This window comes from Nocardia sp. Root136 (assembly GCF_001427185.1).
Lineage (GTDB): Bacteria > Actinomycetota > Actinomycetes > Mycobacteriales > Mycobacteriaceae > Nocardia > Nocardia salmonicida.
Map to the genome: position 1 here is coordinate 1,429,710 of NZ_LMFE01000001.1, position 22,342 is coordinate 1,452,051.

Annotated in this window: 23 protein-coding genes and 1 tRNA gene; 12 read left to right on the top strand and 12 right to left on the bottom strand. The window is 67.9% G+C overall.

The genetic code is table 11. The annotated features are described in order from the left end of the window. Nucleotides 1-2 precede the first annotated feature (2 nt). Genes ehuC through yaaA form a run of 4 tightly spaced genes read left to right on the top strand, consistent with a single transcriptional unit; the run spans nucleotide 3 to nucleotide 2,927 of the window. The gene (gene ehuC / locus ASD42_RS06690) at nucleotides 3-719 is read left to right on the top strand and encodes an ectoine/hydroxyectoine ABC transporter permease subunit EhuC (RefSeq protein WP_056811553.1); all 717 of its coding nucleotides are present in this window, start codon (nucleotides 3-5) and stop codon (nucleotides 717-719) included. Beyond that, entirely contained in the window at nucleotides 716-1,363 is a 648-nt protein-coding gene (ehuD, locus tag ASD42_RS06695; protein WP_056811556.1) for an ectoine/hydroxyectoine ABC transporter permease subunit EhuD, read from the top strand. The genes ehuC and ehuD overlap by 4 nt, the downstream gene beginning before the upstream one ends. Nucleotides 1,364-1,367: 4 nt before the next feature. Then, the gene (gene ehuA, locus ASD42_RS06700) at nucleotides 1,368-2,123 is read left to right on the top strand and encodes an ectoine/hydroxyectoine ABC transporter ATP-binding protein EhuA (protein WP_056811559.1); all 756 of its coding nucleotides are present in this window, start codon (nucleotides 1,368-1,370) and stop codon (nucleotides 2,121-2,123) included. A gap of 57 nt (nucleotides 2,124-2,180) precedes the next feature. Next, on the top strand, nucleotides 2,181-2,927 hold the full coding sequence (gene yaaA, locus ASD42_RS06705) for a peroxide stress protein YaaA (RefSeq protein WP_056815633.1): 747 nt from the start codon (nucleotides 2,181-2,183) through the stop codon (nucleotides 2,925-2,927). Here the strand turns inward: yaaA and ASD42_RS06710 are convergent. The 3 genes from ASD42_RS06710 to ASD42_RS06720 all read right to left on the bottom strand — a co-directional run bounded on the left by ASD42_RS06710 (nucleotide 2,917) and on the right by ASD42_RS06720 (nucleotide 4,613). Next, nucleotides 2,917-3,309 carry a VOC family protein gene (locus ASD42_RS06710; protein ID WP_056815635.1) on the bottom strand — a complete coding sequence of 131 codons (393 nt, stop codon included), beginning with the start codon at nucleotides 3,307-3,309 and terminating at the stop codon, nucleotides 2,917-2,919. The genes yaaA and ASD42_RS06710 overlap by 11 nt on opposite strands. Further along, complete coding sequence (locus tag ASD42_RS06715; protein WP_056811563.1) at nucleotides 3,309-3,590, bottom strand: ArsR/SmtB family transcription factor; 282 nt, start codon at nucleotides 3,588-3,590, stop codon at nucleotides 3,309-3,311. Before ASD42_RS06715 ends, ASD42_RS06710 begins: the two co-directional genes overlap by 1 nt. 75 nt (nucleotides 3,591-3,665) lie before the next feature. After that, entirely contained in the window at nucleotides 3,666-4,613 is a 948-nt protein-coding gene (locus ASD42_RS06720; protein ID WP_056811566.1) for a LysR family transcriptional regulator, read from the bottom strand. Between the two features lie 50 nt (nucleotides 4,614-4,663). Between ASD42_RS06720 and ASD42_RS06725 the strand changes: the two genes are divergently transcribed. Continuing rightward, nucleotides 4,664-5,353, top strand: coding sequence for a type 1 glutamine amidotransferase domain-containing protein (locus ASD42_RS06725; protein ID WP_056811569.1), 690 nt, complete (start codon nucleotides 4,664-4,666; stop codon nucleotides 5,351-5,353). 15 nt (nucleotides 5,354-5,368) lie between these two features. Here ASD42_RS06725 and ASD42_RS06730 read toward each other — a convergent pair whose 3' ends face one another. Then, complete coding sequence (locus ASD42_RS06730; protein ID WP_056811572.1) at nucleotides 5,369-6,001, bottom strand: HD domain-containing protein; 633 nt, start codon at nucleotides 5,999-6,001, stop codon at nucleotides 5,369-5,371. Nucleotides 6,002-6,128: 127 nt separating this feature from the next. Beyond that, complete coding sequence (locus ASD42_RS06735) at nucleotides 6,129-6,842, bottom strand: NADPH-dependent F420 reductase (protein ID WP_327152864.1); 714 nt, start codon at nucleotides 6,840-6,842, stop codon at nucleotides 6,129-6,131. A 45-nt stretch (nucleotides 6,843-6,887) separates the two neighbouring features. Here ASD42_RS06735 and ASD42_RS06740 point away from each other — a divergent pair, with 45 nt between their 5' ends. Continuing rightward, nucleotides 6,888-7,529, top strand: a complete 642-nt coding sequence (locus ASD42_RS06740; protein WP_056811577.1) for a LysE family translocator — start codon at nucleotides 6,888-6,890, stop codon at nucleotides 7,527-7,529. 47 nt (nucleotides 7,530-7,576) lie between these two features. Here the strand turns inward: ASD42_RS06740 and ASD42_RS06745 are convergent, their stop codons facing one another. Then, on the bottom strand, nucleotides 7,577-9,202 hold the full coding sequence (locus tag ASD42_RS06745) for a PucR family transcriptional regulator (RefSeq protein WP_056811580.1): 1,626 nt from the start codon (nucleotides 9,200-9,202) through the stop codon (nucleotides 7,577-7,579). A 109-nt stretch (nucleotides 9,203-9,311) separates the two neighbouring features. Between ASD42_RS06745 and ASD42_RS06750 the strand changes: the two genes are divergently transcribed. The 3 genes from ASD42_RS06750 to ASD42_RS06760 are packed head-to-tail and all read left to right on the top strand — an operon-like array spanning nucleotide 9,312 to nucleotide 12,624. After that, a complete protein-coding gene (locus tag ASD42_RS06750; RefSeq protein ID WP_056811582.1) occupies nucleotides 9,312-10,802 on the top strand; it encodes a CoA-acylating methylmalonate-semialdehyde dehydrogenase in 1,491 nt (496 codons plus the stop codon). A 17-nt stretch (nucleotides 10,803-10,819) separates the two neighbouring features. Next, on the top strand, nucleotides 10,820-12,157 hold the full coding sequence (locus tag ASD42_RS06755; RefSeq protein WP_056811585.1) for an aspartate aminotransferase family protein: 1,338 nt from the start codon (nucleotides 10,820-10,822) through the stop codon (nucleotides 12,155-12,157). A 53-nt stretch (nucleotides 12,158-12,210) separates the two neighbouring features. Next, complete coding sequence (locus ASD42_RS06760; RefSeq protein WP_235569331.1) at nucleotides 12,211-12,624, top strand: PPOX class F420-dependent oxidoreductase; 414 nt, start codon at nucleotides 12,211-12,213, stop codon at nucleotides 12,622-12,624. Nucleotides 12,625-12,642: 18 nt separating this feature from the next. Here ASD42_RS06760 and ASD42_RS06765 read toward each other — a convergent pair whose 3' ends face one another. After that, nucleotides 12,643-14,103 (bottom strand): MFS transporter, encoded by a 1,461-nt coding sequence (locus ASD42_RS06765; protein ID WP_056811592.1) that lies wholly within the window; start codon nucleotides 14,101-14,103, stop codon nucleotides 12,643-12,645. Between the two features lie 78 nt (nucleotides 14,104-14,181). Further along, nucleotides 14,182-15,423, bottom strand: coding sequence for a uroporphyrinogen-III C-methyltransferase (cobA, locus tag ASD42_RS06770; RefSeq protein ID WP_056811595.1), 1,242 nt, complete (start codon nucleotides 15,421-15,423; stop codon nucleotides 14,182-14,184). A gap of 175 nt (nucleotides 15,424-15,598) precedes the next feature. Between cobA and ASD42_RS06775 the strand changes: the two genes are divergently transcribed. Then, nucleotides 15,599-16,045, top strand: coding sequence for a nucleoside deaminase (locus ASD42_RS06775; RefSeq protein ID WP_056815638.1), 447 nt, complete (start codon nucleotides 15,599-15,601; stop codon nucleotides 16,043-16,045). Between the two features lie 10 nt (nucleotides 16,046-16,055). Here the strand turns inward: ASD42_RS06775 and ASD42_RS06780 are convergent, their stop codons facing one another. Continuing rightward, nucleotides 16,056-17,411: a hypothetical protein gene (locus ASD42_RS06780; protein WP_056811598.1), complete on the bottom strand. Its 1,356-nt coding sequence runs from the start codon at nucleotides 17,409-17,411 to the stop codon at nucleotides 16,056-16,058. Between the two features lie 194 nt (nucleotides 17,412-17,605). Between ASD42_RS06780 and ASD42_RS06785 the strand changes: the two genes are divergently transcribed. Then, complete coding sequence (locus tag ASD42_RS06785; RefSeq protein WP_056811601.1) at nucleotides 17,606-18,730, top strand: phosphotransferase family protein; 1,125 nt, start codon at nucleotides 17,606-17,608, stop codon at nucleotides 18,728-18,730. Nucleotides 18,731-18,744: 14 nt separating this feature from the next. Further along, entirely contained in the window at nucleotides 18,745-19,836 is a 1,092-nt protein-coding gene (locus ASD42_RS06790) for a hypothetical protein (protein ID WP_056815640.1), read from the top strand. Nucleotides 19,837-19,901: 65 nt separating this feature from the next. On the opposite strand, the gene ASD42_RS06795 is transcribed toward ASD42_RS06790, so the two are convergent. The 3 genes from ASD42_RS06795 to ASD42_RS06800 all read right to left on the bottom strand — a co-directional run bounded on the left by ASD42_RS06795 (nucleotide 19,902) and on the right by ASD42_RS06800 (nucleotide 22,324). Beyond that, complete coding sequence (locus ASD42_RS06795; protein WP_056811604.1) at nucleotides 19,902-21,500, bottom strand: TROVE domain-containing protein; 1,599 nt, start codon at nucleotides 21,498-21,500, stop codon at nucleotides 19,902-19,904. Between the two features lie 274 nt (nucleotides 21,501-21,774). Further along, nucleotides 21,775-21,840, bottom strand: a tRNA-Pro gene (locus ASD42_RS34275). Nucleotides 21,841-21,904: 64 nt separating this feature from the next. Then, a complete protein-coding gene (locus ASD42_RS06800; RefSeq protein ID WP_084787023.1) occupies nucleotides 21,905-22,324 on the bottom strand; it encodes a cobalamin biosynthesis protein in 420 nt (139 codons plus the stop codon). Between the last annotated feature and the right edge of the window lie 18 nt (nucleotides 22,325-22,342).

A 22,342-nucleotide genomic window follows, 5' to 3' on the forward strand; every position in this document is an offset into this window, starting at 1 on the left:
CCATGAGCAATGTCGATGCGGTACGCGATGCCCTTCCCGCGCTGTGGCAGGGCATCGTCGTCACGCTGGAGCTGACCATCGGCGGCGCGCTCCTCGCGTTCGTCCTCGCCCTCGCCCTCGGTACCACCGCCCGCGTGCGCAATCTCGCGGCGCGCGGCAGTGCCCGGGTCATGATCGAATTCTTCCGCGGCACGTCACTACTGGTGCAGATCTTCTGGCTGTTCTATGTGCTGCCGCTGCTCGGCTACAAGCTCGACCCGCTCTTCTGCGGCATCCTGGCGCTCGGCCTGAACTACGGCGCCTACGGCGCCGAGGTGGTGCGTGGGGCGCTCAACGCGGTGCCGCGCGCGCAGTTCGAGGCGGCGGTCGCGCTGAATTTCAGTCCGTGGCAGCGGATGCGCAGAGTGCTGTTCCCGCAGGCATGGGCGCTGATGCTGCCCTCGTTGACCAATCTGCTGGTCCACCTGCTCAAAGGCACCGCCGTGGCGTCCTACATCACGCTGCACGACCTGACCTACGAGATCGGCGACCTGCGCAAGACCACGAGCGACACCCTGTTCTCCTTCGGTGTCGGCCTGCTCATCTACTTCGTCCTCGGCTACGTACTCACCCTGGGCATGAACCTGCTCGAGACCCGCGCCAAGACCAAGCTGGGTCGCGGGGCCACGCTCAAGGAAGTGCTGAGCCTGGCGCCCGATGACACGAAGGTGGCGCCATGAGAGCGGAATGGAGTTGGGAGCGCGCCCGCGAGGCGCTGCCGGTGCTGTGGGACGGCTTCCAGATCACCCTGCTGGCAACGGTGCTCGGCTTCGCGCTGGCCGCGGTGCTCGGGCTGGCGATCGCGATGATCCGGCGCACGATGCCGCGCCCGATCGCCGCGCCGGTGCACGCGGTGAGCGAGTTCGTCCGCCTCACCCCGCTGGTCGTGCAGTTGCTGTTCGCCTACACGCTGTTCACGCAGTTCTCGGCGTTGCAGATCGGCATCGTCGTACTCGGCATCCACTATTCGAGTTACCTGGCCGAGGTGTATCGGGCCGGGATCGAGGCGGTGCCGAAGGGGCAGTGGGAGGCGGCGCGCGCGCTGTCGTTGCCGCCGGTGCGCACCTGGGGCGCGGTGGTGCTGCCACAGGCGATCCGGGCGAGCCTGCCCGCGCTCGGCACCAATGCCGTGTCGATGTTCAAGGACACACCGTTCTTGTTCGCCATCTCGGTCGTCGAATTGGTGACCGCCGCACAGCAATTCGGAGCGCGCAACTTCGCGTATCTGGAGTCGATCACGATGGCCGGGGTGTTCTTCCTCCTCGCCAGCTACCCGACGTCTGTGCTGATCAGAAGACTGGAGAAGCGCCTTGCCTACTACTGACGAGATGATCCGATTCGATCAGGTGGTCAAACGCTTCGGCGAGCTCACCGTGCTCGACCAGCTCGATTTCAGTGTCCGCCGCGGGGAGAAGGTCACCCTGATCGGGCCGTCGGGGTCGGGCAAGACCACCATTCTGCGGCTGCTGATGACCCTGGAAACGATCAGCGACGGCGTGATCTGGGTCGACGGTGAACCACTCACCCATACCGAACGCGGCGGAAAGTTGGTGCCCGCCAAGGAGAAACACCTGCGTGCGGTGCGTACCAAGATCGGCATGGTGTTCCAGCAGTTCAACCTGTTCCCGAACATGACGGTGCTGGAGAACATCACCGAGGCGCCGATCCACGTGCTCGGCAAGTCGAAAGACGAGGCGCGCGAACGTGCGCGGCACCTGCTCGAGGTCGTCGGTCTGTCGGACAAGGCCGACGCGCATCCCTCGCAGTTGTCGGGCGGGCAGCAGCAGCGGGTCGCGATCGCGCGTTGTTGCGCGATGGATCCGAAGGTGATGCTGCTCGACGAGGTGACCTCGGCCTTGGACCCGGAACTGGTCGGCGACGTCCTCGACGTGCTGCGCACGATCGCCGAAACCACCGATATCACCATGCTGATCGTCACCCACGAGATGCGCTTCGCCCGCGAGGTATCGGACCGGGTATTGATGTTCGACTCCGGTCGCATCGTCGAACAGGGTCCGCCCGAGCAGATCTTCGAGGCGCCGACCAATGAGCGCACGCGCAAGTTCCTCGAAGCCGTGCGCTGAACTCGCGGACGGGGCGGGGCGCGGTGGCGGTTTCGACGGCGATTAACGTTGACGATCGTGCTGGTGCTGCTGCCTCCCTCCGAAACCAAGTCCGACGGCGGATCGGGCGCGCCGCTGGACCTCGACGTCCTGGCGATGCCGCAGCTCAGCGCGGTTCGCGACAAACTGATCACCGAGGTGGTGCAGCTGGCGGCCGACCCCGCCGCCTCCGCCGGGGTACTCGGCCTCGGTAAAGGCGCGGATGCGGAGATAGCCCGCAACGCGAGCCTGCGCACGTCGGCGACCCGCCCCGCCCTGGAGCGCTACACCGGGGTCCTCTACGACGCACTGGACGCGAAGTCGTTCACCAAGGTGCAGCGCGCCAAGGCCTACGCCCGCCTTGGCATCGGCTCGGCCCTGTTCGGCGCGGTCCGCGCAGCCGACCCCATCCCCGCCTACCGCCTCTCGGGCGGCACCAAACTTCCAGGGCTGCCGACACTTTCGGCGGTGTGGCGCGATGTTCTGCCCGACGCTCTCTACACCGAGGCCGCGGGCGAACTCGTCATCGACCTACGCTCGGGCACCTACCAGCAGCTGGGCCGGGTCCCCGACGCCATCACCGCCAATGTCCTCACCGAGCACCCCGACGGCTCGCGCACCGTCGTCAGCCACTTCAACAAACATCACAAGGGCTTGCTCGCCCGCGCCCTCGTTCTCACCCGCGCCGATCCCACCGACATCCGCGCCGTCGCCCGGGTGGCCACCACAGCCGGACTGCGCGCCGAAATCGCCTCCCCCACCGAACTTCTCATCATTACCCAGTAGTGGGGGCCATGAGCTGGATGAGATTGCCGCAGGTGTCGTCGAAGACCGCGGTGCTCACCGGGCCCATGGGGGCGGGGGCCTGGGTGAAGAAGACGCCACGGTCGAGCAGGCGGCGGTATTCGGCATCGAGATCGTCGACGGTGAAGACGATCACGGGGATGCCCTCGGCGCTCAGCGCCGTTTTATAGGCCTTGGCCGCCGGGTGCTGATCGGGCTCGAGCAGCAGCTGGATGCCGTCGACGTCGGCGGGCGAGACGAGGGTGAGCCAGTCGAATTCGCCGAGGGACACCTTGTCTTTGACCTGGAAGCCGAGCACGTCGGTGTAGAAGGCCTCGGCCTTGGCTTGGTCGTCGACGAAGACGCTCGTCACTCCGATGCGAATCATGTGTCCTCCTGAGGGATGGGCCATCGCACCGAAACCGCTCGCAGCGGAGTGAAATCAGCGTGATGGAACTTGTAGCGGCCTTGCCGACGGGTGTGGACGAGACCGACGTCCTCGAGCACGCCGAGGTGCTGGGTGATCGCCTGGCGCGACGAGCTGATGTCGTGCTTGCTCACGAGCCGGGCGCACAGTTCGAACAGGGTCTGCCCGTCGCGATCGGCCAGTTCGTCGAGGAGTGCGCGTCGTGTCGAATCCGCCAACGCGGTGAAGATATCGGTCACTCCGCACGCTCCGTTCGCTCCCTTCGAACCATAGGCAAGTGCGCGCTTGCATGTCAAGGGCAAGTGTCCACTTGCCTATTCGGCACCGCACCCCACCCGCCATCCTCGCGCCGCCTCGACCAGCCGGGCGCGAACCAGGTCGACGTGCGGTCGCGAGGGCGCACCGACCCGGCGCGCCAGGAATCCGGTGTTGATCGGCGGATCGACGGGATCGAGCAGCGTGACCAGCGTTCCGTCGGCCCGTTCCCGGCCGCACAGGTAGTGCGGAAGCACGCTGATCCCCGCCCCCGCGATGACCGCGGCGAGTACCGCGCGCAGATCACCGACGATCAGCGCCGGTTCGGCTTCCAGCCGGGTCTCGAACACGTGGCGCCAGTATCGGCGCAGGATCGGCAGATCGGCGGCGTAGCTGACGAGCGGGATACCCTCCAGCGCGATCGGACCTTCGGCGCGCAGGCGGGCGGTGTCGATGCGGTCGGCCATCTCGGGGGCTGCGACGAGGAGGAATTCCTCGTCGACGAGCGGTTCGGCCAGCACGGTACGCCCACGCGGTCGGGTAGTGGCGAAGACCAGATCCAGTGCACCCGAATGCAATCGGGCCAGCAGGTCGTCGGTGATCCCGGTGCTGACAGTGAGCCGCACGCCGTCGGCGACCAGCGGTGCGAGCGCGGGCACCACCTTGGCGGCGAGCATCTCCGCCGGTCCGCCGAGGAGCACCGGCGGTTCGGGCGGCGCCGCACGATCGGTCACCGCCCCGCTCACGACCGCCTCCAGCGCCTCCAATGGGCCACTCACCCGCGCCGCGAGCTCGTGACCGGCGGCGGTCGGCGTCACCCCACGGGGCAGTCGTTCGAACAGCGGCCTGCCGAGGTGTCGCTCGAGCGCCTGGATCTGGGTGGTCACGGTCGGCTGGGACAGTCCCACCTGGGCCGCGCCCGCGGTGAGCGAACCGGTGCGGAAGACAGCCAGAAAGGTCCGCAGCTGCACCAGATCCATCGACCCATCGGCTGTCCTATGTCTCATATAGACAATCCTATTGGTCAGGGGATGCCATCGACCCTAGCGTTGATCCCATGGCACACATCCTGTTCGTTCTCACCGGCACCGATCATTGGGCACTGGCCGACGGCACCGAACATCCCACGGGCTACTGGGCCGAGGAATTCACCGCGCCCTATGCGGCCTTCACCGGCGCGGGCCACACCGTCACCGTGGCAACCCCGAACGGCGTGATCGCGACCGTCGACCAGGCCAGCATGGCCCCCGAGGTCAACGGCGGCGCCGAGGGTGCGGCCGCGGTCGCCGAAATCCTCTCCGGCGCGACCCCGTTGCGGAGTCCGATCGCCCTCGACAAGGTCGATCTCGCCGACTACGACGCCGTCTTCTACCCCGGCGGTCACGGCCCGATGCAAGACCTCGCCGTCGACCCTGTCTCCGGCACTCTGCTCACCGACGCGCTCGCCTCCGGCAAGCCGCTCGGCATCGTCTGCCACGCCCCCGCCGCGCTCCTGGCCACCGCCGAGTCGGGCAGCTCCCCCTTCGCCGGCTACCGCCTCACCGCGTTCAGCAATGCCGAGGAAACCCAGGCGGGCTTCGCCGACAAGGCGAAGTGGTTGCTCCAGGATCGCTTGGTCGCGCTCGGTGCCGACTACCGCGAAGGCGACCCGTGGGCGCCGCACATCGAGGTGGACCGCAATCTCTACACCGGGCAGAACCCCGCCTCCGCGGGCCCGCTGGCTGCCGAGATACTCACCGCCCTCTAGACAAGCAACAGGCCGTCAGCCGATGTCGGCGGTGAGCTCGGCGAGTTCGGCCGTGAGGTTGGCCCGGGCGATCGCCTCGTAGCGGTCGTGGGCGAGGTCGGTGCGGAACAGGCGGGGCTGATCGGCCAGATTACGAAGGACCGAGGCGCGGCCCGCACGGAACAGGTCGTCGGGGACGTGGGCGTATTCGGCGCGGATCGCGGCGGTGTAGGCGGCGTATTCCTCGGGTGTGCCACCGAGCACGACGAGGTCGGCATCGCAGAGGACCGCGCCGTTCGCATCACCGGGCTGCGGCTTGTGTCCGCGGGTCAGCACCACGAGCCGCACCACCTCCTCGACCAGTTCCGGTGCGGCGCCCAGTGATTCGAGAATGTCGCGGCCCAGGTCGGCGCTGCGCTCCTCGTTGTCGGCCCGCGCGACGGCGTAGATCGCGTCATGGAAGAACGCCGCGTATCGCACGGCTTCGATATCGGCTGCGGCACCGGCGAATTCGTCGATCGCCGCGAGCATCACCGCCAGGTGGGTGCCGGTGTGGTAACGGCGATGCGGTTCGCTGTAGCGTCCCACCACCCCGGCGCCGATTTGCTCGGCCTCGACCCCGGCCAAGGCGATCCACCGGTCAAGCAGGTTCTGCGACAGCGCACTCATACAACAAGTTTCGTCGTCGGCACCGACACCCACAACCCCCCGATCCTGCCTGTCACCGCCGCTGCGCGCCATCGCCCCGAACAGGCGTTGGTCGTCCGGCTGCGGACAGCCGAACGACGCCCAGCAGTCAGACCTCGGCGGCGGCGAGGGCCGCACGCACCTCCTCGGCGCCGGCGGGCTTGGGGGCGGGCGGCCAGTTGTCGTCGGCGGCGTAGGGGCGCACGTAGACCGGGGTATCCCGTTGGGAGCGGCGGCTTTCGGCAAGGGACCCACCGTCGACTACGTCATAGCCGATGGCGTCGATGAGATCGGTAGCGAGCTTCTTGGCGTCGGGGTCGTCGCCGAAGATGGGAAGGGCGGACCGGTCCGCGGCACCGGCGGGGCGGGCGAGTTCGGCGAGGTTGGCGTAGGCGATGTTGTTGAACGCCTTGACCACCTTCGATTCGGGGAGGTGGCGTTGCAACAGTTCACTGGTCGTGGTCTCGTCGGCGTCGAGTTCGGGAATGGCGCTGTCGCGGTCGGGATAGTAGTTGTTCGTGTCGAACACGACCTTGCCCGCGAGCGGTGCGACCGGTACGTCCCGATACGCCTTCAACGGCACGGTGACCACCACATAGTCGCCTGCTCCGGCCGCCTCGGCCGGGGTAGCCGCCCGAGCCCGCGGACCCAGCTCGGCGACCAGATCCGCCAGGGTCTCGGGGCCACGCGAGTTGCTGAGCACCACGTCATAGCCCGCGTCCACCGCCAACCGCGCCACGGTGGAGCCGATGTGTCCGCTGCCGATCAATCCGAGTGTCGTCATGCGCGGATCAACCTCCACCAGGGCATGGTTGTTCCCCACACTGCCGTCATTGTCCCCGCTTCAGCCGCCGGATAGCGTAAAGCGATGGTGTCTTCGGCTCATCTCGTTTCCTTCGCGGGCTTGGCGTTTCTGTTGGTGATCGTGCCCGGTCCCAGTGTCTTGTTCACGATCGGCCGCGCGCTCACCGTGGGGCGGCGATCGGCGCTGATGACGGTGCTCGGCAATTCGATCGGGGTGTACGGGCAGGTTGTCGCTGTCGCGTTCGGGTTGGGCGCGATCGTGGCGGCGTCGGCGGTGGTGTTCACGGCGATCAAACTCGTCGGTGCCGCCTATCTGGTCTATCTCGGCGTGCAGGCGATTCGACATCGCGACGCGCTGCGGACGGCCTTCCAGTCCGAGCAGACCGTGGACGCGCACCGTCCAGCGCTGGCGTTGCGGGACGGGCTGATCGTCGGGATCACCAACCCGAAGAACATCGTCTTCCTGGCGGCGCTGCTGCCGCAATTCGTGGATACCACCCACGCGGTGCCGCAGCAGATGCTGATCCTCGGGCTCTGCATCCCGGTGTTCGGCCTGATCTTCGACTCGCTCTGGGCGCTCGTGGCGGGGTCGGCCCGGTCCTGGTTCGCGCGGTCGCCGCGTCGTCTCGCCGCCGTCGGCGGCACCAGCGGCCTGGTGATGATCGGGCTCGGCACGTCACTGGCTCTCACCGGCCGCAAAGACTGAACCACGACTGTGCCGCGCCCGCTGATCCGAAGTACCGGGCTCACGGCCTAGAGCTTGTCGCCGCCCGCGGTCACGTCGCGCACGAGCAGCGCGGCGTGCAGGGAGGTGCGCGATTCACCGTCGTCGAGGTCGACAGCGAGAATGCGTTCGATGCGGGCGAGGCGGTCGTAGAGCGTGGGTCGGCTGATCGCGAGCGCCTTGGCGAGTTCGGTCTTGTTGCCTGCCAGGTCGAGGAAGCGGCGCAGAGTGCCGGTGAGGTCGGCGGTGTGGCGGATGTCGTAGCGCAGGAGCGCGCCGAGTTCGGCCTCGGCGAAGCTCTGCGCGCCGGGTTCGTCGCGGATCAGCGAAAGCAGACCGCGTAGGCGAATATCCGCGCTGCGGAAGAACATTCGGCTCGGGGTCGTCGTCATCGACCGGGCCACCTCGGCCACGCCCGTCGCATGCGCGAGTCCGCCCGCGGCGTCGAGCAGAGAATCGGAGTCGGCGCCGACGCCGATGACCGCACGACGCACGCCCTCGACCCGGCGGGTCTCGGCCAGGACCGCGGTGCACACCGGCGCCAAGTGGTCATCGACATCGCCGCCACGAGCCACCGCCAGGATCACGGCGACCTGTTCGCCGTCGGTCCCACCGCGCGTTCGCCGGTGCGCCGCCGCACTGAGCGCCGAGGCGTCGACCAGGCCGAGGGCATGGGTCACCGCTTCGACGATCGACTCACTCCGTCGTTGGGCCGCGACCGGATCCGTCGTCGACTCGGTGTCGATCTCGATCACCAGCGGCACATAGCGGGCACGCCGGCGCAGACCGAGCGCGGCGGCGCGCGCCTGTGCGTCGCGCTCGTCGGAGACCCGCCCGTCCACCAGGTCGGCGATCAGGCCGGTCTGGGCCTGCCGGTGCAGCCCGAAGCGGTCCTTGTCGATCATCCGGTGCAGGGTGATGGTTTGCGCGGCGCGTTCGAGCACCATGGCGACCCGCGCGGTATGGGCTCTGTCGGTGCGCAGGATCAGCCTGCCCCAGCGCTGCGTGTGCGGTCCGACGCCGACCACGCCGGATCCCCCGTCGGGCAGCATCCGCGAAACCGCCTCCCAATCCTCCAGCAGCGCGGCCGAAGTGGCGTGCCGGGCAGTGGCCGCCAGCACTCGATGCGAGAGGTCTTCCAGCACCACCGACGCGTCGAGCATGCTCGCGGCGGTCTGCACGATCTCGGCCAGGGCGGCACGGCGCACACTCAGTTCGGTGAACGTCTCGTGCACGGTGCGCGCGAACTCCAGTTCGGCGTACTGGTCGGCGACGATCGCCCGGTGGACCGCTTCGGTGATCTCCACAAAGCGGGTAACCCGATGCAGCACGATCACCGGAAGCTCGAGTTCAGCGGCCGTGGCGGCGACGACGGGACCGAGTTCGCTCACGTAGCTGCCGAGTTCCACGACCAGGCCCGCGACCCCGGCGGCGGACAGTGATCGCAGGTAGGCGATCCGCGCCTGCTCAGGAGCGGCGAGTGCCTGCCCGGTGGTCAGGATCAACTCCGAGCCGACCAGAACATCGGCGACGTCGGCCTGGTCGCTGACATGCACCCAGCGCACCGGTCGGTCCAGGTTCGCGGCGCAGATGACCTCGGGTTGCCCGGCTTGCATCACCGGCGTCGCGAGCACATCGGCCACGGTCAACAGCATTGACAAATCGTAATATGAATGCCGCAATGGTGTACACATCGTCGGCCCTTTCCGGGCTCCGGATGGACCAGGGTGGAGGCACGACACCACCTGGCGAATCGAGGCATTCATGCAGTCCATCGGCCATTGGATCGACGGCAAATCGGTGAGCGGTACCAGCGAGACGACAGCACCGGTGACCAATCCCGCCACCGGCGTCGTCACCGGGGAGCTGGCGCTGGCGAACGTGGCCGATGCCCGCGCCGCGATCGACGCCGCGACGGTGGCCTTCGCGTCCTGGCGTGACGCCTCGCTCACCCGCCGCACCCAGGTGCTGTTCCGCTTCCGCGAGCTGCTCGCCGAACGCAGAACGGAACTGGCCGCGATCATCACGGCCGAACACGGCAAGGTGGCCGCCGATGCGCTCGGCGAGGTGACCCGTGGTCTCGAGGTCGTCGAATTCGCCTGTGGCATCCCGCATCTGCTCAAGGGCGGGTTCACCGAGAACGCCTCGACCGAGGTCGACATCTACTCGATCCGTCAGCCGCTCGGCCCGGTCGCGATCATCGCACCGTTCAATTTCCCCGCCATGGTGCCGATGTGGTTCTTCCCCCTCGCGATCGGCGCGGGCAACACGGTGGTGCTCAAGCCGAGCGAGAAGGATCCGTCGGCGGCGCTGTGGCTGGCGCGGCTGTGGCAGGAGGCGGGGCTGCCCGACGGTGTGTTCAACGTCGTACAGGGCGACAAGGTCGCCGTCGACGAACTCCTGGACAACCCGGCGATCAAGGCGGTGTCGTTCGTCGGCTCCACCCCGATCGCCAAGTACGTCTACCAGCGCGGCACCGTGGCGGGCAAGCGGGTACAGGCGCTCGGCGGTGCGAAGAACCACATGGTGGTGCTGCCCGACGCCGATCTGGACCTGGCCGCCGATGCCGCCGTCAACGCCGGTTTCGGGTCGGCGGGTGAGCGGTGCATGGCGATCAGCGTGGTCGTCGCGGTCGGCGGGGTGGCCGACGACCTGGTCGCCAAGATCAGGGAGCGGGCCGCGAGCATCGTCACCGGCGACGGCGCAGGCGGGGCGGAGATGGGCCCGCTGATCACCCGCGCGCACCGCGACCGAGTGGCCGAGTACATCGACGCGGGCGAGAACTCCGGTGCCCGTGTGGTTCTCGACGGTCGCGATCTCACCGTCGACGGCGCGCCGGACGGATTCTGGCTCGGCCCGACGATTCTCGACGAGGTGACGCCCACCATGAGCGTCTATACCGACGAGATCTTCGGCCCCGTGCTGTCGGTCGTGCGGGTCGACACCTACGAGGAGGCGGTGGCGCTGATCAACGCGAACCGCTACGGCAACGGCACCGCCATCTTCACCAACGACGGCGGCGCGGGACGCCGGTTCCAGCACGAGGTGGAGGTGGGTATGGTCGGCGTCAACGTCCCGATCCCGGTGCCGATGGCCTACTTCAGTTTCGGCGGCTGGAAGAACTCGCTGTTCGGCGACTCGCACGCGCACGGCACCGACGGCGTGCACTTCTTCACCCGCACCAAGGCGGTCACCGCCCGCTGGCTCGATCCGAGCCACGGTGGGCTGGAACTCGGCTTCCCACAGAACAAGTAACCCGAGGGAGACTCGACATGACGCTTTCCGAAGAGGCCGCTCGCGCCTACGAACTCGACCGCCGCCACGTCTTCCATTCCTGGTCCGCGCAAGCAGCTCTCACGCCAACGGTGCTCACCGCCGCCGAGGGCTGCTACGTGTGGGACGGCGAGGGCAATCGCCTGCTCGACTTCTCCTCGATGATGGTGAACACCAATATCGGCCACCAGCATCCGAAGGTCGTCGCCGCGATCCAGGAGCAGGCGGGCAAACTCTGCACTGTCGCACCGTCATTCGCCAATGATGTCCGTTCGGAGGCGGCCCGCCTGATCAGCGAACGCACGCCCGGCGATCTCGACACGATCTTCTTCACCAACGGTGGCGCCGACGCGGTCGAACACGCCGTCCGGATGGCGCGCCTGCACACCGGCCGCTACAAGGTGCTCTCGCGCTACCGCTCCTACCACGGCGGCACCGAGACGGCGGTGAACCTCACCGGCGACCCGCGCCGCTGGCCCAATGACCACGGCAACACCGGAACCGTGCACTTCTTCGGCCCGTTTCTGTACCGCTCGGAATTCCACGCCACCGACGAGGCGCAGGAGACCGAGCGGGCGCTGGCCCATCTCGAGCGCACCATCGAGATGGAGGGCCCGGCCACCATCGCCGCGATCGCCCTGGAGTCGGTGCCGGGCACCGCGGGCATCATGGTGCCGACCACGGAGTACATGCGCGGGGTCCGCGAGCTGTGTGACAAGCACGGCATCGTGTTCATCGCCGACGAGGTGATGGCGGGCTTCGGGCGGACCGGAAAGTGGTTCGCCATCGACAATTTCGAGGTCGTGCCCGATCTGATCACCTTCGCCAAGGGAGTCAACTCCGGTTATGTCCCGCTCGGCGGCGTGGCGATCAGCGCGGCCATCGCGGCGACCTTCGCCGACCGGCCCTATCCCGGCGGGCTCACCTACTCGGGTCATCCCCTCGCGGCCGCCGCGGCCGTCGCGACGATCAACGCGATGGCCGACGAGCGCATCGTCGAGAACGCCGCCGACATCGGCGCGAAGGTCATCGGTCCTGGCCTTCGCGAACTGGCGCAACGGCATCCGAGCATCGGGGAAGTCCGCGGGCTCGGCGTTTTCTGGGCACTCGAGCTGGTCCGCGACCGAGTCACCCGCGAACCCCTCGCCCCCTATGGCGGCACCAGCCCCGCGATGAACGAACTGGTCACCGCCTGCCGCGCCGGCGGGGTGCTGCCGTTCGTCAATTTCAATCGCCTGCACGTGGTCCCGCCGTGCGTGATCACCGAGGCCGAGGCCAAGGAAGGGCTGGCCATCCTCGATCAGGCACTCACCGTCGCCGACGCGCACACCGTCTGACCCGCCACGCGGCGGGCGGAATGCGCCCGCCGCGTTCGGCGTTCTACCGGAGCGTGACTGATACCGCCGTGCTTTCCGATGAGCTGAAAACGTATCTCGACGAGGAGAAGGTCTACGCGACCGTCGCCACGGTCGGGCCCAACGGGCATCCGCACCTGACCGTGGTCTGGATCAAACGCGAGGGTGACGAGCTGCTGTTCTCCACCACCGTCTCCCGACAGCAGGCCAAGAACCTGGTGCGCGACCCGCGGATCACCGTGATGGTGAACCCGCCCGAGCGGCCGTTCCTCTACGCCGAGGTCCGCGGAACCGCCACCACCACACCGGATCCCGAACGGGCGCTGCCCGACGAGATGTCGCTCAAATACACCGGCAAGCCGTATCGCGAGTTCAACCCGGCATCGGTGGACGATGCCGAACGCGTCGTCATCCGCGTCAGCCCGACCAAGGTCACCGGACGCTTGTGAGCAGCGGGCCCGGCGGAGTCAGCTCCGCTGGGCCTCTTCCTGCGCCTGCTGTGCCTGCACCAATTGTTGCGGGGTGAACCGCAGGGTCAAGGCGACCAGGGCGGCCAGCACCGCCAGGATCGCGCAGACGAACAGGACCAGCGTGTATCCGCTGTTCAGAGCTTCGATCTGGGTCGGCGACATGTCCGCGGCGCGGCCGTCGGTGCCACCGAGCGAGAGGGTGCGCGACGCCGCGATCGGACTCAACAGGCCGATCGCGATCGGTGTCGCCAGGTTCATGAACATCTGGCCGACCGCCGCCAGCGGACCGATATTCGACTGCGACACCCCGACGAGCACGCACAGCGGGGCCAGCACCATGGCGACGCCGACGCCGAAGCCGATCACCACGAGCAGCACCAGCAGCGTCGGCAGGTAGTGCACGTGCTGATCCAGCGTCGAGCCGAAGAGCAGACCGACGGCCAGCACGAGTGAGGCCGAGGCCAGCAGCCAGCGCGGCGAGACGACCAGCGCCGCCTTCGACGCCACGGCGCCGCCGAGCCCGATGCCGATGGTGAACGGGATCGAGGCGACACCGGCCTGCAGCGGGCTGTACCCGAGCACATTCTGGAGCAACTGGGCGACGAAGAAGGTCATCGCGCCGAGGATCGCACCGGCGAGAAAGATCAGCGCGAAGGTGGCGACCCGGTCGCGGCTGTCGAACAGCGACCAGGGCAGCAGCGGATCGGCTTCGCGGCGTTCGGTCACCACGAAGATCACCAGCAGCGCGAACCCGCCGATCAGCGAGGCGAGGATGACCGGGCTCGTCCAACCCATCGCCGGACCCTCGGTCGCGCCGAACACGATCGTCGCGCAGGCCAGCGTCCCCAGGATCGCGCCCTTGATATCCAGCGGCGTGCGATGGTGCTCGGTGTCGGACAGCTTGTAGACCGCGCCCGCCACGATGAGCGCGCCGATCGGCACATTGATCAGGAAGATCCACCGCCACGAGAACTCCGTGAGCGCACCACCGACAACGAGACCGCCGACCGACCCGATACCGGCCATCGAACCGACGATCGCGATGGCTTGATTACGGGCAGGCCCCGGCGCGAAAGTGGTTGCGACCAGCGCGAAGGCCGTCGGCGCCGCGATCGCCGCGCCGGCGCCCTGGAAGGCGCGCGAGATCAGCAGCATGGCCTCGCCAGTGGCCAGACCGCAGGCCAGCGAGGCCGCGGTGAACACCCCGACGCCGATGATCAGCATCCGTTTACGCCCGAACGCATCGCCGAGCCTGCCACCGAGCAGCATCAGTCCGGCGAAGGTCAGGCCGTAGGCGGTCACCGTCCAGGCACTGCCCGAACTGGACAGCCCCATCTCCTCCTGCAGCCGCGGCAGCGCGAAGATCACGACAGTGCCGTCGAGCACGACCATGAACTGCAGGCCGCTCAGTACGAGAATGGCGAGACCGAAGGCCCGCCCCGTCACCGGATACTGCATCGTCGCAGCGGGTTTATCGAGCACAACGAGGCAGTGTAATTGGCGCGACGGCAGCCCGAGGGCGCGCGGCCCGCGAAGCTAGTCCAGGCCGAAGCCCGCCGTGGGGCCGATGACGATGATCGCGGGCGGCCGGATGCCCTCTTCCTTCACCCGGTCGGCGACCGTGGCGAGGTCGGCGCGCACCACCCGCTGGGTGCGCAGGGTGCCCTCCTGGATGACCGCGGCCGGGGTATCGGACGGGCGCCCGCCTTCCAGCAGCGCGGCGGCGAACTTGTCGATCCGCTCGACCGCCATCATCAGCACGATGGTGCCGCGCAGCTTGGCCAGCGCCGACCAGTCGACCAGCGAATCGGGGTGCTCGGGGGCGACGTGTCCGCTCACGACGACGAACTCGTGGGTCACCCCGCGATGGGTCACCGGGATACCGGCCGCGCCGGGCACCGAGATCGGACTGGTCACACCGGGCACCACCGTCACCGGGATACCGGCCGCGGTGCACGCCTCGAGTTCCTCGTACCCACGACCGAACACATACGGGTCGCCGCCCTTGAGCCGCACCACGAACTTGCCCGCCTTGAAACCCTCGATCAAGGCGAGGTTGATCGCCTCCTGCGCCATCGACCGGCCGTACGGGATCTTCGCGGCGTCGATCACCTCGACGTGCGGGCCCAGTTCGGCGAGCAGTTCCGGTGGGGCGAGCCGGTCGGCGACGACCAGATCGGCGCGGGCGAGGAGCCTGCGACCACGCACGGTGATCAGGTCAGGATCGCCGGGGCCGCCGCCGACGAGCGCGACGCCGGGGGTCACCGGTTCCGAATCGTCGGTCACCACACCGGATTGCAGCGCTTCGAGCAGGCCGTTGCGCACCGCGGCCGAGCGACGGTGTTCGCCCCCGGCGAGCACGCCGAGCGACAGTCCGTCGTAGCGGGCGGTCGCGGGGGTGACCGCGGTGCCGTCACGGGCGATGTCGGCGCGGACGCAGAAGATGCGCTTGGCGGTGGCTTCGGCGACCACGGCGGCGTTGGTCTCGGGCTCGTCGGTGCAGGCCATCGCGTACCAGGCGCCGTCGAGATCGCCGTCGGCGTAGGCGCGCAGTTCAACGGCGATTTGCCCCGCCGTAGCCATCCCCTCGACAGCCGGGGTGACCACTCGGCTGATCACGTGCACATCCGCACCCGAGGCCACGAGCAGCCCCAGTCTGCGCTGGGCAACGGTTCCGCCGCCGACGACGACTACTCTGCGGCCACGCAGATCGAGCCCGACCAGGTAGTTCGGGTCGCCTGCGGGCGGGGTCGATGCGGTGTCAGCGGTGTTCGGCACAGTGTCGGAGCCTAGTTCCTGGCTCGGTGCGGCCCGAACGCACCCGCCGACAGGCGCACCGCCGATCCACGATCTTCGCCTCGAGGCCGGTCTCGACAAAAGATCTCCCGCGTTCGCCGCTCTCGATCGGCGTTCCGCGTTGCCCACCCGGCGAGCAGGCAGGACAGTGGAGACCATGACCCAGCCGGAGGTACTCCTCGACATCGCCTACGACGAAGCCCTCCAGGGTCTGGCCGAGGGCGGCATCCCGATCGGCGCGGCCCTGTTCGACGCCGACGGCACCCTGCTCGGCCGCGGCCACAACCGCCGCGTACAGAACGACGATCCGAGCGTCCACGCCGAAACCGACGCTTTCCGCGCCGCGGGCCGTCGCCGCGACTACCGCCCGACGATCATGGTCACCACCTTGTCCCCGTGCTGGTACTGCAGCGGCTTGGTGCGCCAGTTCGGCATCGGCACCGTGATCATCGGCGAGGCGCGGACCTTCCACGGCGGCCACGACTGGCTCGCCGAACACGGAGTCCGGGTGCTCGTGCTCGACGATCCGCGCTGTGTGTCGCTGATGAGCGAGTTCGTCGCCGACCGCCCCGATCTGTGGTTCGAGGACATCGGCGCGGTCTAGCCGGTCGATCTCAGCCGAAATTCGGCTGGTTCTGCACCCAGCGGAAGTTCGTGCCGCGCAACGGGAATCGCTCGAGGTCGACGCGATCGAGAGTGACCGTCGCGGGTCGGCCGTCGAGTTCACCGCGCAGGGTCAGTTTGTCGGCCGAGGGATGGTCGACGGTGAATGTCGCGTACGGCGCGGGGGTCCGGTCCGGGCCGGTGGGTGCGGCGGCGAGCGTCATCGTGTGCGCCGCCAGGTCGGTCGTGGCCAGCACCGGCACGATCGTGTCGTCCATCCGCTGGTAGCCCGCCGTGCCGATGTCGATGACGAGGCGTTGCCAGCGCACCGGATCGGTGGAGAGCGGCGGGATCGGGGCACCCTCGATGCTGAACTCGCTGACTTCCCAGATGCCGTAGAACTCGGGTTTCGGTGCGCCGCCGCCGTATTCACGCCAGCTCTCTACGCCGGCGTAGATCATCCCCACGGTGATCCACAGCCCGACCGCGACCTGTGCCACGGTGGCCCATCGGTTCGCACGCTCGGACCTGAACAGCGGCGGCTGCACGGCCGGTTCCGACTCTCGTTCCAGTACGAGGAAATTCATCATTCGACGGGCCTGCGGGGCCAGCAGTACCAGCCCCATCAGCAGCAGATGCCCGGACAGCATCTTCACCGGGACGTCGTAGGTGAGGTTGAGCAGGAACACCTGCGCCATGCTGATCACGCTCAGCATGGCGCCCAGCGTCGCCGTGCGTGGCCAGAACAGCAGCAGCCCGGCGAGCACTTCGGCCGTACCCAACGCGATCTCGTAGGCGGGCGAGGATCCCACTTGCGTCCACAACATCGCCATCGGCGTCAGATCACCGATGCGCGTGAGCAGGGCGATCAGCGAGGGTTCCGGCATCTGCGTCGGGATCAGCTTCGCGAAGCCGTAGAACAGCATCTGCCCGCCCACGAACAACCGCAACGCGGTGAGGAACCAGCTCAGCAGCCGTGGATACGCACGCCTGCGCCGATCGAGCACCGACCACACGAGGGTGATCAGCACCGCGGCAATCAGCACGAGGCCACATTGGATCCAGATCGCCGCCTGGTCACCGCTACCACTCATCGCCAGCTCGGCCTCGACCCCGAACACGTGCTCACCGATCCAGGCGCTCACCGGCTCGAGCGCGAGCATCTGCCAGAGCATGGCCTCCTCGGGCAACGACAGCGCGAAGACGCCGAGGAATACGAAGGTGACCTGAGCCATCCACAAACAGAACAAACCGAGATAGGCGACACTGAACCGGAACGCGAGCCGGGTGACCGGATGCCAGCTCGGAATAGAGGGTGGCGCGCTCGCGACTTCATCGTGCGTGCGCTCCGTGGTCACTACAGACACCCGTTACCTCCCCGTCGAGATCCTTTGTTACCGAAGCTAATCGGCATCCCCCACCGAGCGCGTCCGGGAAAACCCTGATCTTTACCCTGTCAACCCTGAATCCCACTCACCGACGCCGGACTTACATTTCGGATAGTCTTCGGGTACCCAGAAGTGACACACGTTACAGTTTTGTCGACAGGGAGCCAGCACAGATGTCCGAAGATCAGGATCCCGCCGCTCGAGTGTCGCTCACGGTCAACGAGCGTGATCTGGACGAGCTCGCCGGACAGCTGACGCGATGGCTGACCGACAAGGTCGGCGGCGACGTAGCGGTCAGCAATTTGAGCAAGCCGTCCAGCGGCGGCATGTCCAGCACCACCATCCTGTTCGACGCCGAGTGGTCGGCGGGCGGCGGCACCGAACAGGGCTCCTTCGTCATCCGGATGGCGCCGGAGGACAGCTCGTTCCCGGTGTTCGAGTCGTACGACCTGGCCATGCAGTACCAGGTGATGGCCGGTGTCGCCGCGGCCTCCGAGGTCGCCGTCCCACCACTGCGCTGGCTCGAACTCGATGACTCCGTGTTCGGCTCGCCTTTCCTCGTGATGGAACGGGTCGAGGGCAGGGCGCCGTCGGACAATCCGCCCTACGTGTTCTTCGGCTGGCTGTTCGACGCCACCGCCGATGAGCGCGAGCTGATAGCGGACGCGACCGTCGAGGTGATCGCGCAGGTGCACGCCATCGACGATGTAGCCAAGCGCTTCCCGTTGCTCGATGGCGAGGGAACCGCGCTGCGCAGGCATTTCGAGGCCCAGCGCGCCTGGTACAAGTGGGCACTGACCGACCACGACGTCGAGGTGCCGCTGATCGAGCGAACGTTCGACTGGCTCGAGGCCAACTGGCCGGCCGATCCCGGTCCCGAGGTGCTGAACTGGGGCGACGCCCGCCCCGGCAACATCCTGTTCGAAGGCTTCACCCCGACGGCGGTGCTCGACTGGGAGATGGCGACCTTGGCGCCACGGGAACTCGATCTGGGCTGGACCATCTTCATCCACAGGTTCTTCCAGGACATCGCGACCCGCTTCGACCAACCCGGGCTCGCGGACTTCCTTCGCCGCGACGCGGTGGTGGCGAAATACGAGGAACTGACCGGACATTCGGTCCGAGATCTGGACTTCTACATCGTCTACGCCGCGCTGCGGCACGCGATCGTGATGGCCAGGATCAAGTGCCGGATGATCCATTTCGGCGAGGACACCGTGCCCGCCGAGCTCGACGACTACGTGATGCATCGCCTCAGCCTCGAGGCGCTGCTCGACGGCACCTACGAATGGGACTGACTATGAGCGCGATCATGCCTGTTCCCCTGGACGAATACCCGGTCCACCAGACCCCGCTTTCACTGGCCAGGGTGGCCACCAGCGACCGGAACTTCTACGACCGCTACTACTTCAACGCCTTCGACCCGGCCGGCGACGCGATGCTGATCACCGGATTCGGCGTGTACCCGAATCTGGGCGTGGTCGACGCCTTCGCGGTGGTGCGCCACGGTGACGCCCAGCGCAGCGTGCGTTTCTCCGACGCGCTCACCTCGCGCGATCTGAACACCACCGTCGGTGGCTACCGGCTCGAGGTGCTCGAGCCGTTGCAGAAGTTGCGCGTGGTGTGCGAGCACGATGATCTCGGTTTCGACCTCACCTGGACCGGCGCGCAGCCCGCCGTGCAGGAGCAGCCGCACCTGATCCTGTCCGGCACCCGCCCGATCATCGAAGCCTCTCGGTTCGCCCAACTCGGATCGTGGGCGGGCACTCTCGCCGTCGACGGCATCGACTACACGGTCGACCCGGCGGTCTGGACCGGCAGCCGGGACCGATCCTGGGGCATCCGGCCGTCCGGTGAGCCGGAACCCGCCGGTCGACCCACCGGCATGGACGGTTTCTGGTGGCTGTACGCGCCGCTGCGGTTCCAGGACTTCTCGATCGTGGTGATCGTTCAGGAGGAACCGGACGGCACCCGCACGCTCAACAACGCGGTCCGGATCTGGAACGACGGCCGCAAGGAACAGCTGGGCTGGCCCCGCATGCACTGGACCTACGAGCCCGGCACCCGGCACCCGAAGTCGGTGCGTCTGGACATGACCACGCCCGACGGCAAACCCCTCGAGGTCGAGGTCGAATCGCGCCCCGGCATCGCCCTGCACGTGGGCTGTGGCTACGGCGCCGACCCCGACTGGACCCACGGCCGATGGATGGGCGAGAACTGGTCGCTGTCGAGCGCCTACGACCTCACCGACCCCGCGATCAAGGCTCGCACCCCCTACGGCGTGATCGACCACATCGGCTATGCCCGCTGCGGTGACGCCGAAGGCTGGGGCCTGTTCGAACACGCCTCCATGGGCCGCCACGACCCGACAGGTTTCGCCGATTGGTCATCCGTCGCTCCTTGACGGAACCCTTCGCGCGAGAAGAAAAGGCGCCGCCGCGACAACGAGGTCGCGGCGGCTCCGATTTCTTATGCGGCCGTGGCGAAGTCGGCCAGTAGTGACGGCACCGCGGCATCGAATCCGGCGACGTCGAGCATGCCCGCGTCCGCCGGATCGGCGATGCTGAAGTTCGTCGCGGTCATGCCGACCACCACGAGCTTGGCCCGCGGGTTCACCTCGCGGCGGTACCGGGCCAGCGCCTGGTGCGGGTGCACCGAACCCGCCCATGTCTCGTTGTCGGTGTAGATCGAGAACACATCGACCTCGATGCCCTTGTCCAACGCGTGCAGGATGGGCAGCGAGCAGTCGGTGCCGCCGAACGGCAATCCCGACACCGCCCCCACCGCGTCGTCGAGACGCTGCCGCGGCGAGATCGACAGGTGGGACAGGTCGCGCGCACCCTGCCACCCCTTGCCGCCCGAGGTGAACCCCACGATCTGGTGCTGCGGCTCGGTGCGTGCGGTGACCAGGGCGAGCGCGGCCGAGGCCTCACGCGCCGAGATCGGCAGTCCCCCGATCCCACTCATCATCGAACCCGAGACGTCCAGTGCCAGCAGGTGCCGCAGGCCGGTCGGCCGCACGGACTCGAAGGCCGCGTAGAACGCGGTATCGAGAGCGTCGACGACCGGAGCCGACGGCGTCCAGGTGCCCGCACCGCGCGCCGAACGTCCGGAAGCGTAGGTGCGCAACACGATCAGTACCGACACCGGGTGCACCCGTGCCTTGCGCAGCCGCGCCGGGTCGGCGAGCTGCGCGCAGATCGCCGCGGTACGCGGTCCGAGCGGATCGAGCAGGCCGAGACGGGTCAGGCGCGGCAGCTGCCGCAGCAGTGCCGTCTGCGGAATACCGTTGTCCAGCAATGCTTCCCACACCGGCGCGGTGTTCAGCGCGGCATCGGGCAGCATCTCCCAGCTGAGCCGGTACTCGCGCACCAGCTCCGGTACCTGCGCCACCGGCGCGTTCTGTGCTCGCTGGAAACCGTCGAGCAGGGCCACACCGTCGAGTTCCGGTGCGCGGCCGCAGATCCAGTCGAACAACCTGCGTCGCTCGTCGTCGGTGGTCGCCGGGTGCGACAGGCGCAGCAGGTCGCGGTGCGACCAGCCCTCACGCTGCCGGTACTTCACCACCTGGAAGGCCAGTGCGTCGACCGGCTTGTCCAGGTACCAGTTCGCGACGGCCCGCTGTAGACCACGACCCCAGCCGCGGAACTGCTCGGCGTAGCCGGCGAACAGGAACAGGTGCGTGCCGGTCCGCGCCACGAGCGGCAGCGCGGCGAGAGCGGCGCGGCGACCGTCGACATCCCCGAGTGACGCGGCGGCGGCCAGCGCGAACAGGGCCGGGTTCGGGCGCGGTGCACGCCCGGAAGTGGAGATCTCGACGATCTCGCGAACGAGGTCGGCGGTGTGCTGGGCGGCGTACTCGGCGATGAATTCGACATTGTCGGCCGTCAACGCCTTCGCGTCGACGTAAAAAGTTCCGGATTCCGTTCCGAGCGTGAGAAAGCGGCGCGCCCGCGCCTGCGGGGTGATCTCGAAGACGTAGCCGCCCGCATTGTCGACCACCTGCCGGGTATCGGCGGGCAGGGTCTGCGGCGTGCTGCGACGAGAAATGCGCGACAGGATATTCATTGTTCCCCCTCCGATACGTATACCGGCGTCGATGATTCGGTCCCGGACCCAACGGGACATGTGGTGATGTGATGAGCGGACGGACGTGTGTTTACGGCCGAACAACGGAAATCGCTTTCCGCCACGGGGTTCGAACCCGCTGGACCCTGAGGTCGTGCCAGATAACCGACCGAATCCGGTCCGTCCTGCTCATTACATCGGCAGTTGCTCGGCGGACGTGTGTGTCCCGACCGGTATAGGTGCTCTACCAGGCTGAGCTACCGCCACCTCGCGATGGCGGGCAGGATTCGAACCTGCGACATCCCCAATCCGAGTGGTAACCGATCAGATCCGGTCCGCCTCGCAACTGCTGAGTAAGACGTTACTGCCCATGATCGAACTTGCCCACTGAATTGATTCCGCATTCATGAACGCGGCGATACCGTCGCTGCGGCGATCACTATTCCGTCGACAATTGTTCTGCCGCACACGAGTTCGCCGTGGCCCGCGAGCAGAGCCGCGGCTTCCGCGACGCTGGGGGTGCCGACGGCCGCCGACGCGTGATCCGAACGGTGCGGCACATCGACCTCGGCCAGTTGCTCGGCGGTGAACGCCACCACGACCACGCGCAGCGTCGCCGCCGCGGCCAGGACACCGGGTTCGGTCGCACGCCGGTCGAGGGTCGCCAAGCAGCTGATGGCGGTGTCGCCGACCACCGCCCGCACCGCGCGAACGATCCGGCCCCCATCGGTACCCGGCCGTACGCCGATCCCGACAGCCACCACCGAACCCGACGCTGCGACACCGGTCGTCGCCGGTTGTCGCTCGCCGTCGGAGGTCGTCATCGCCGTACGCCGTTGCGC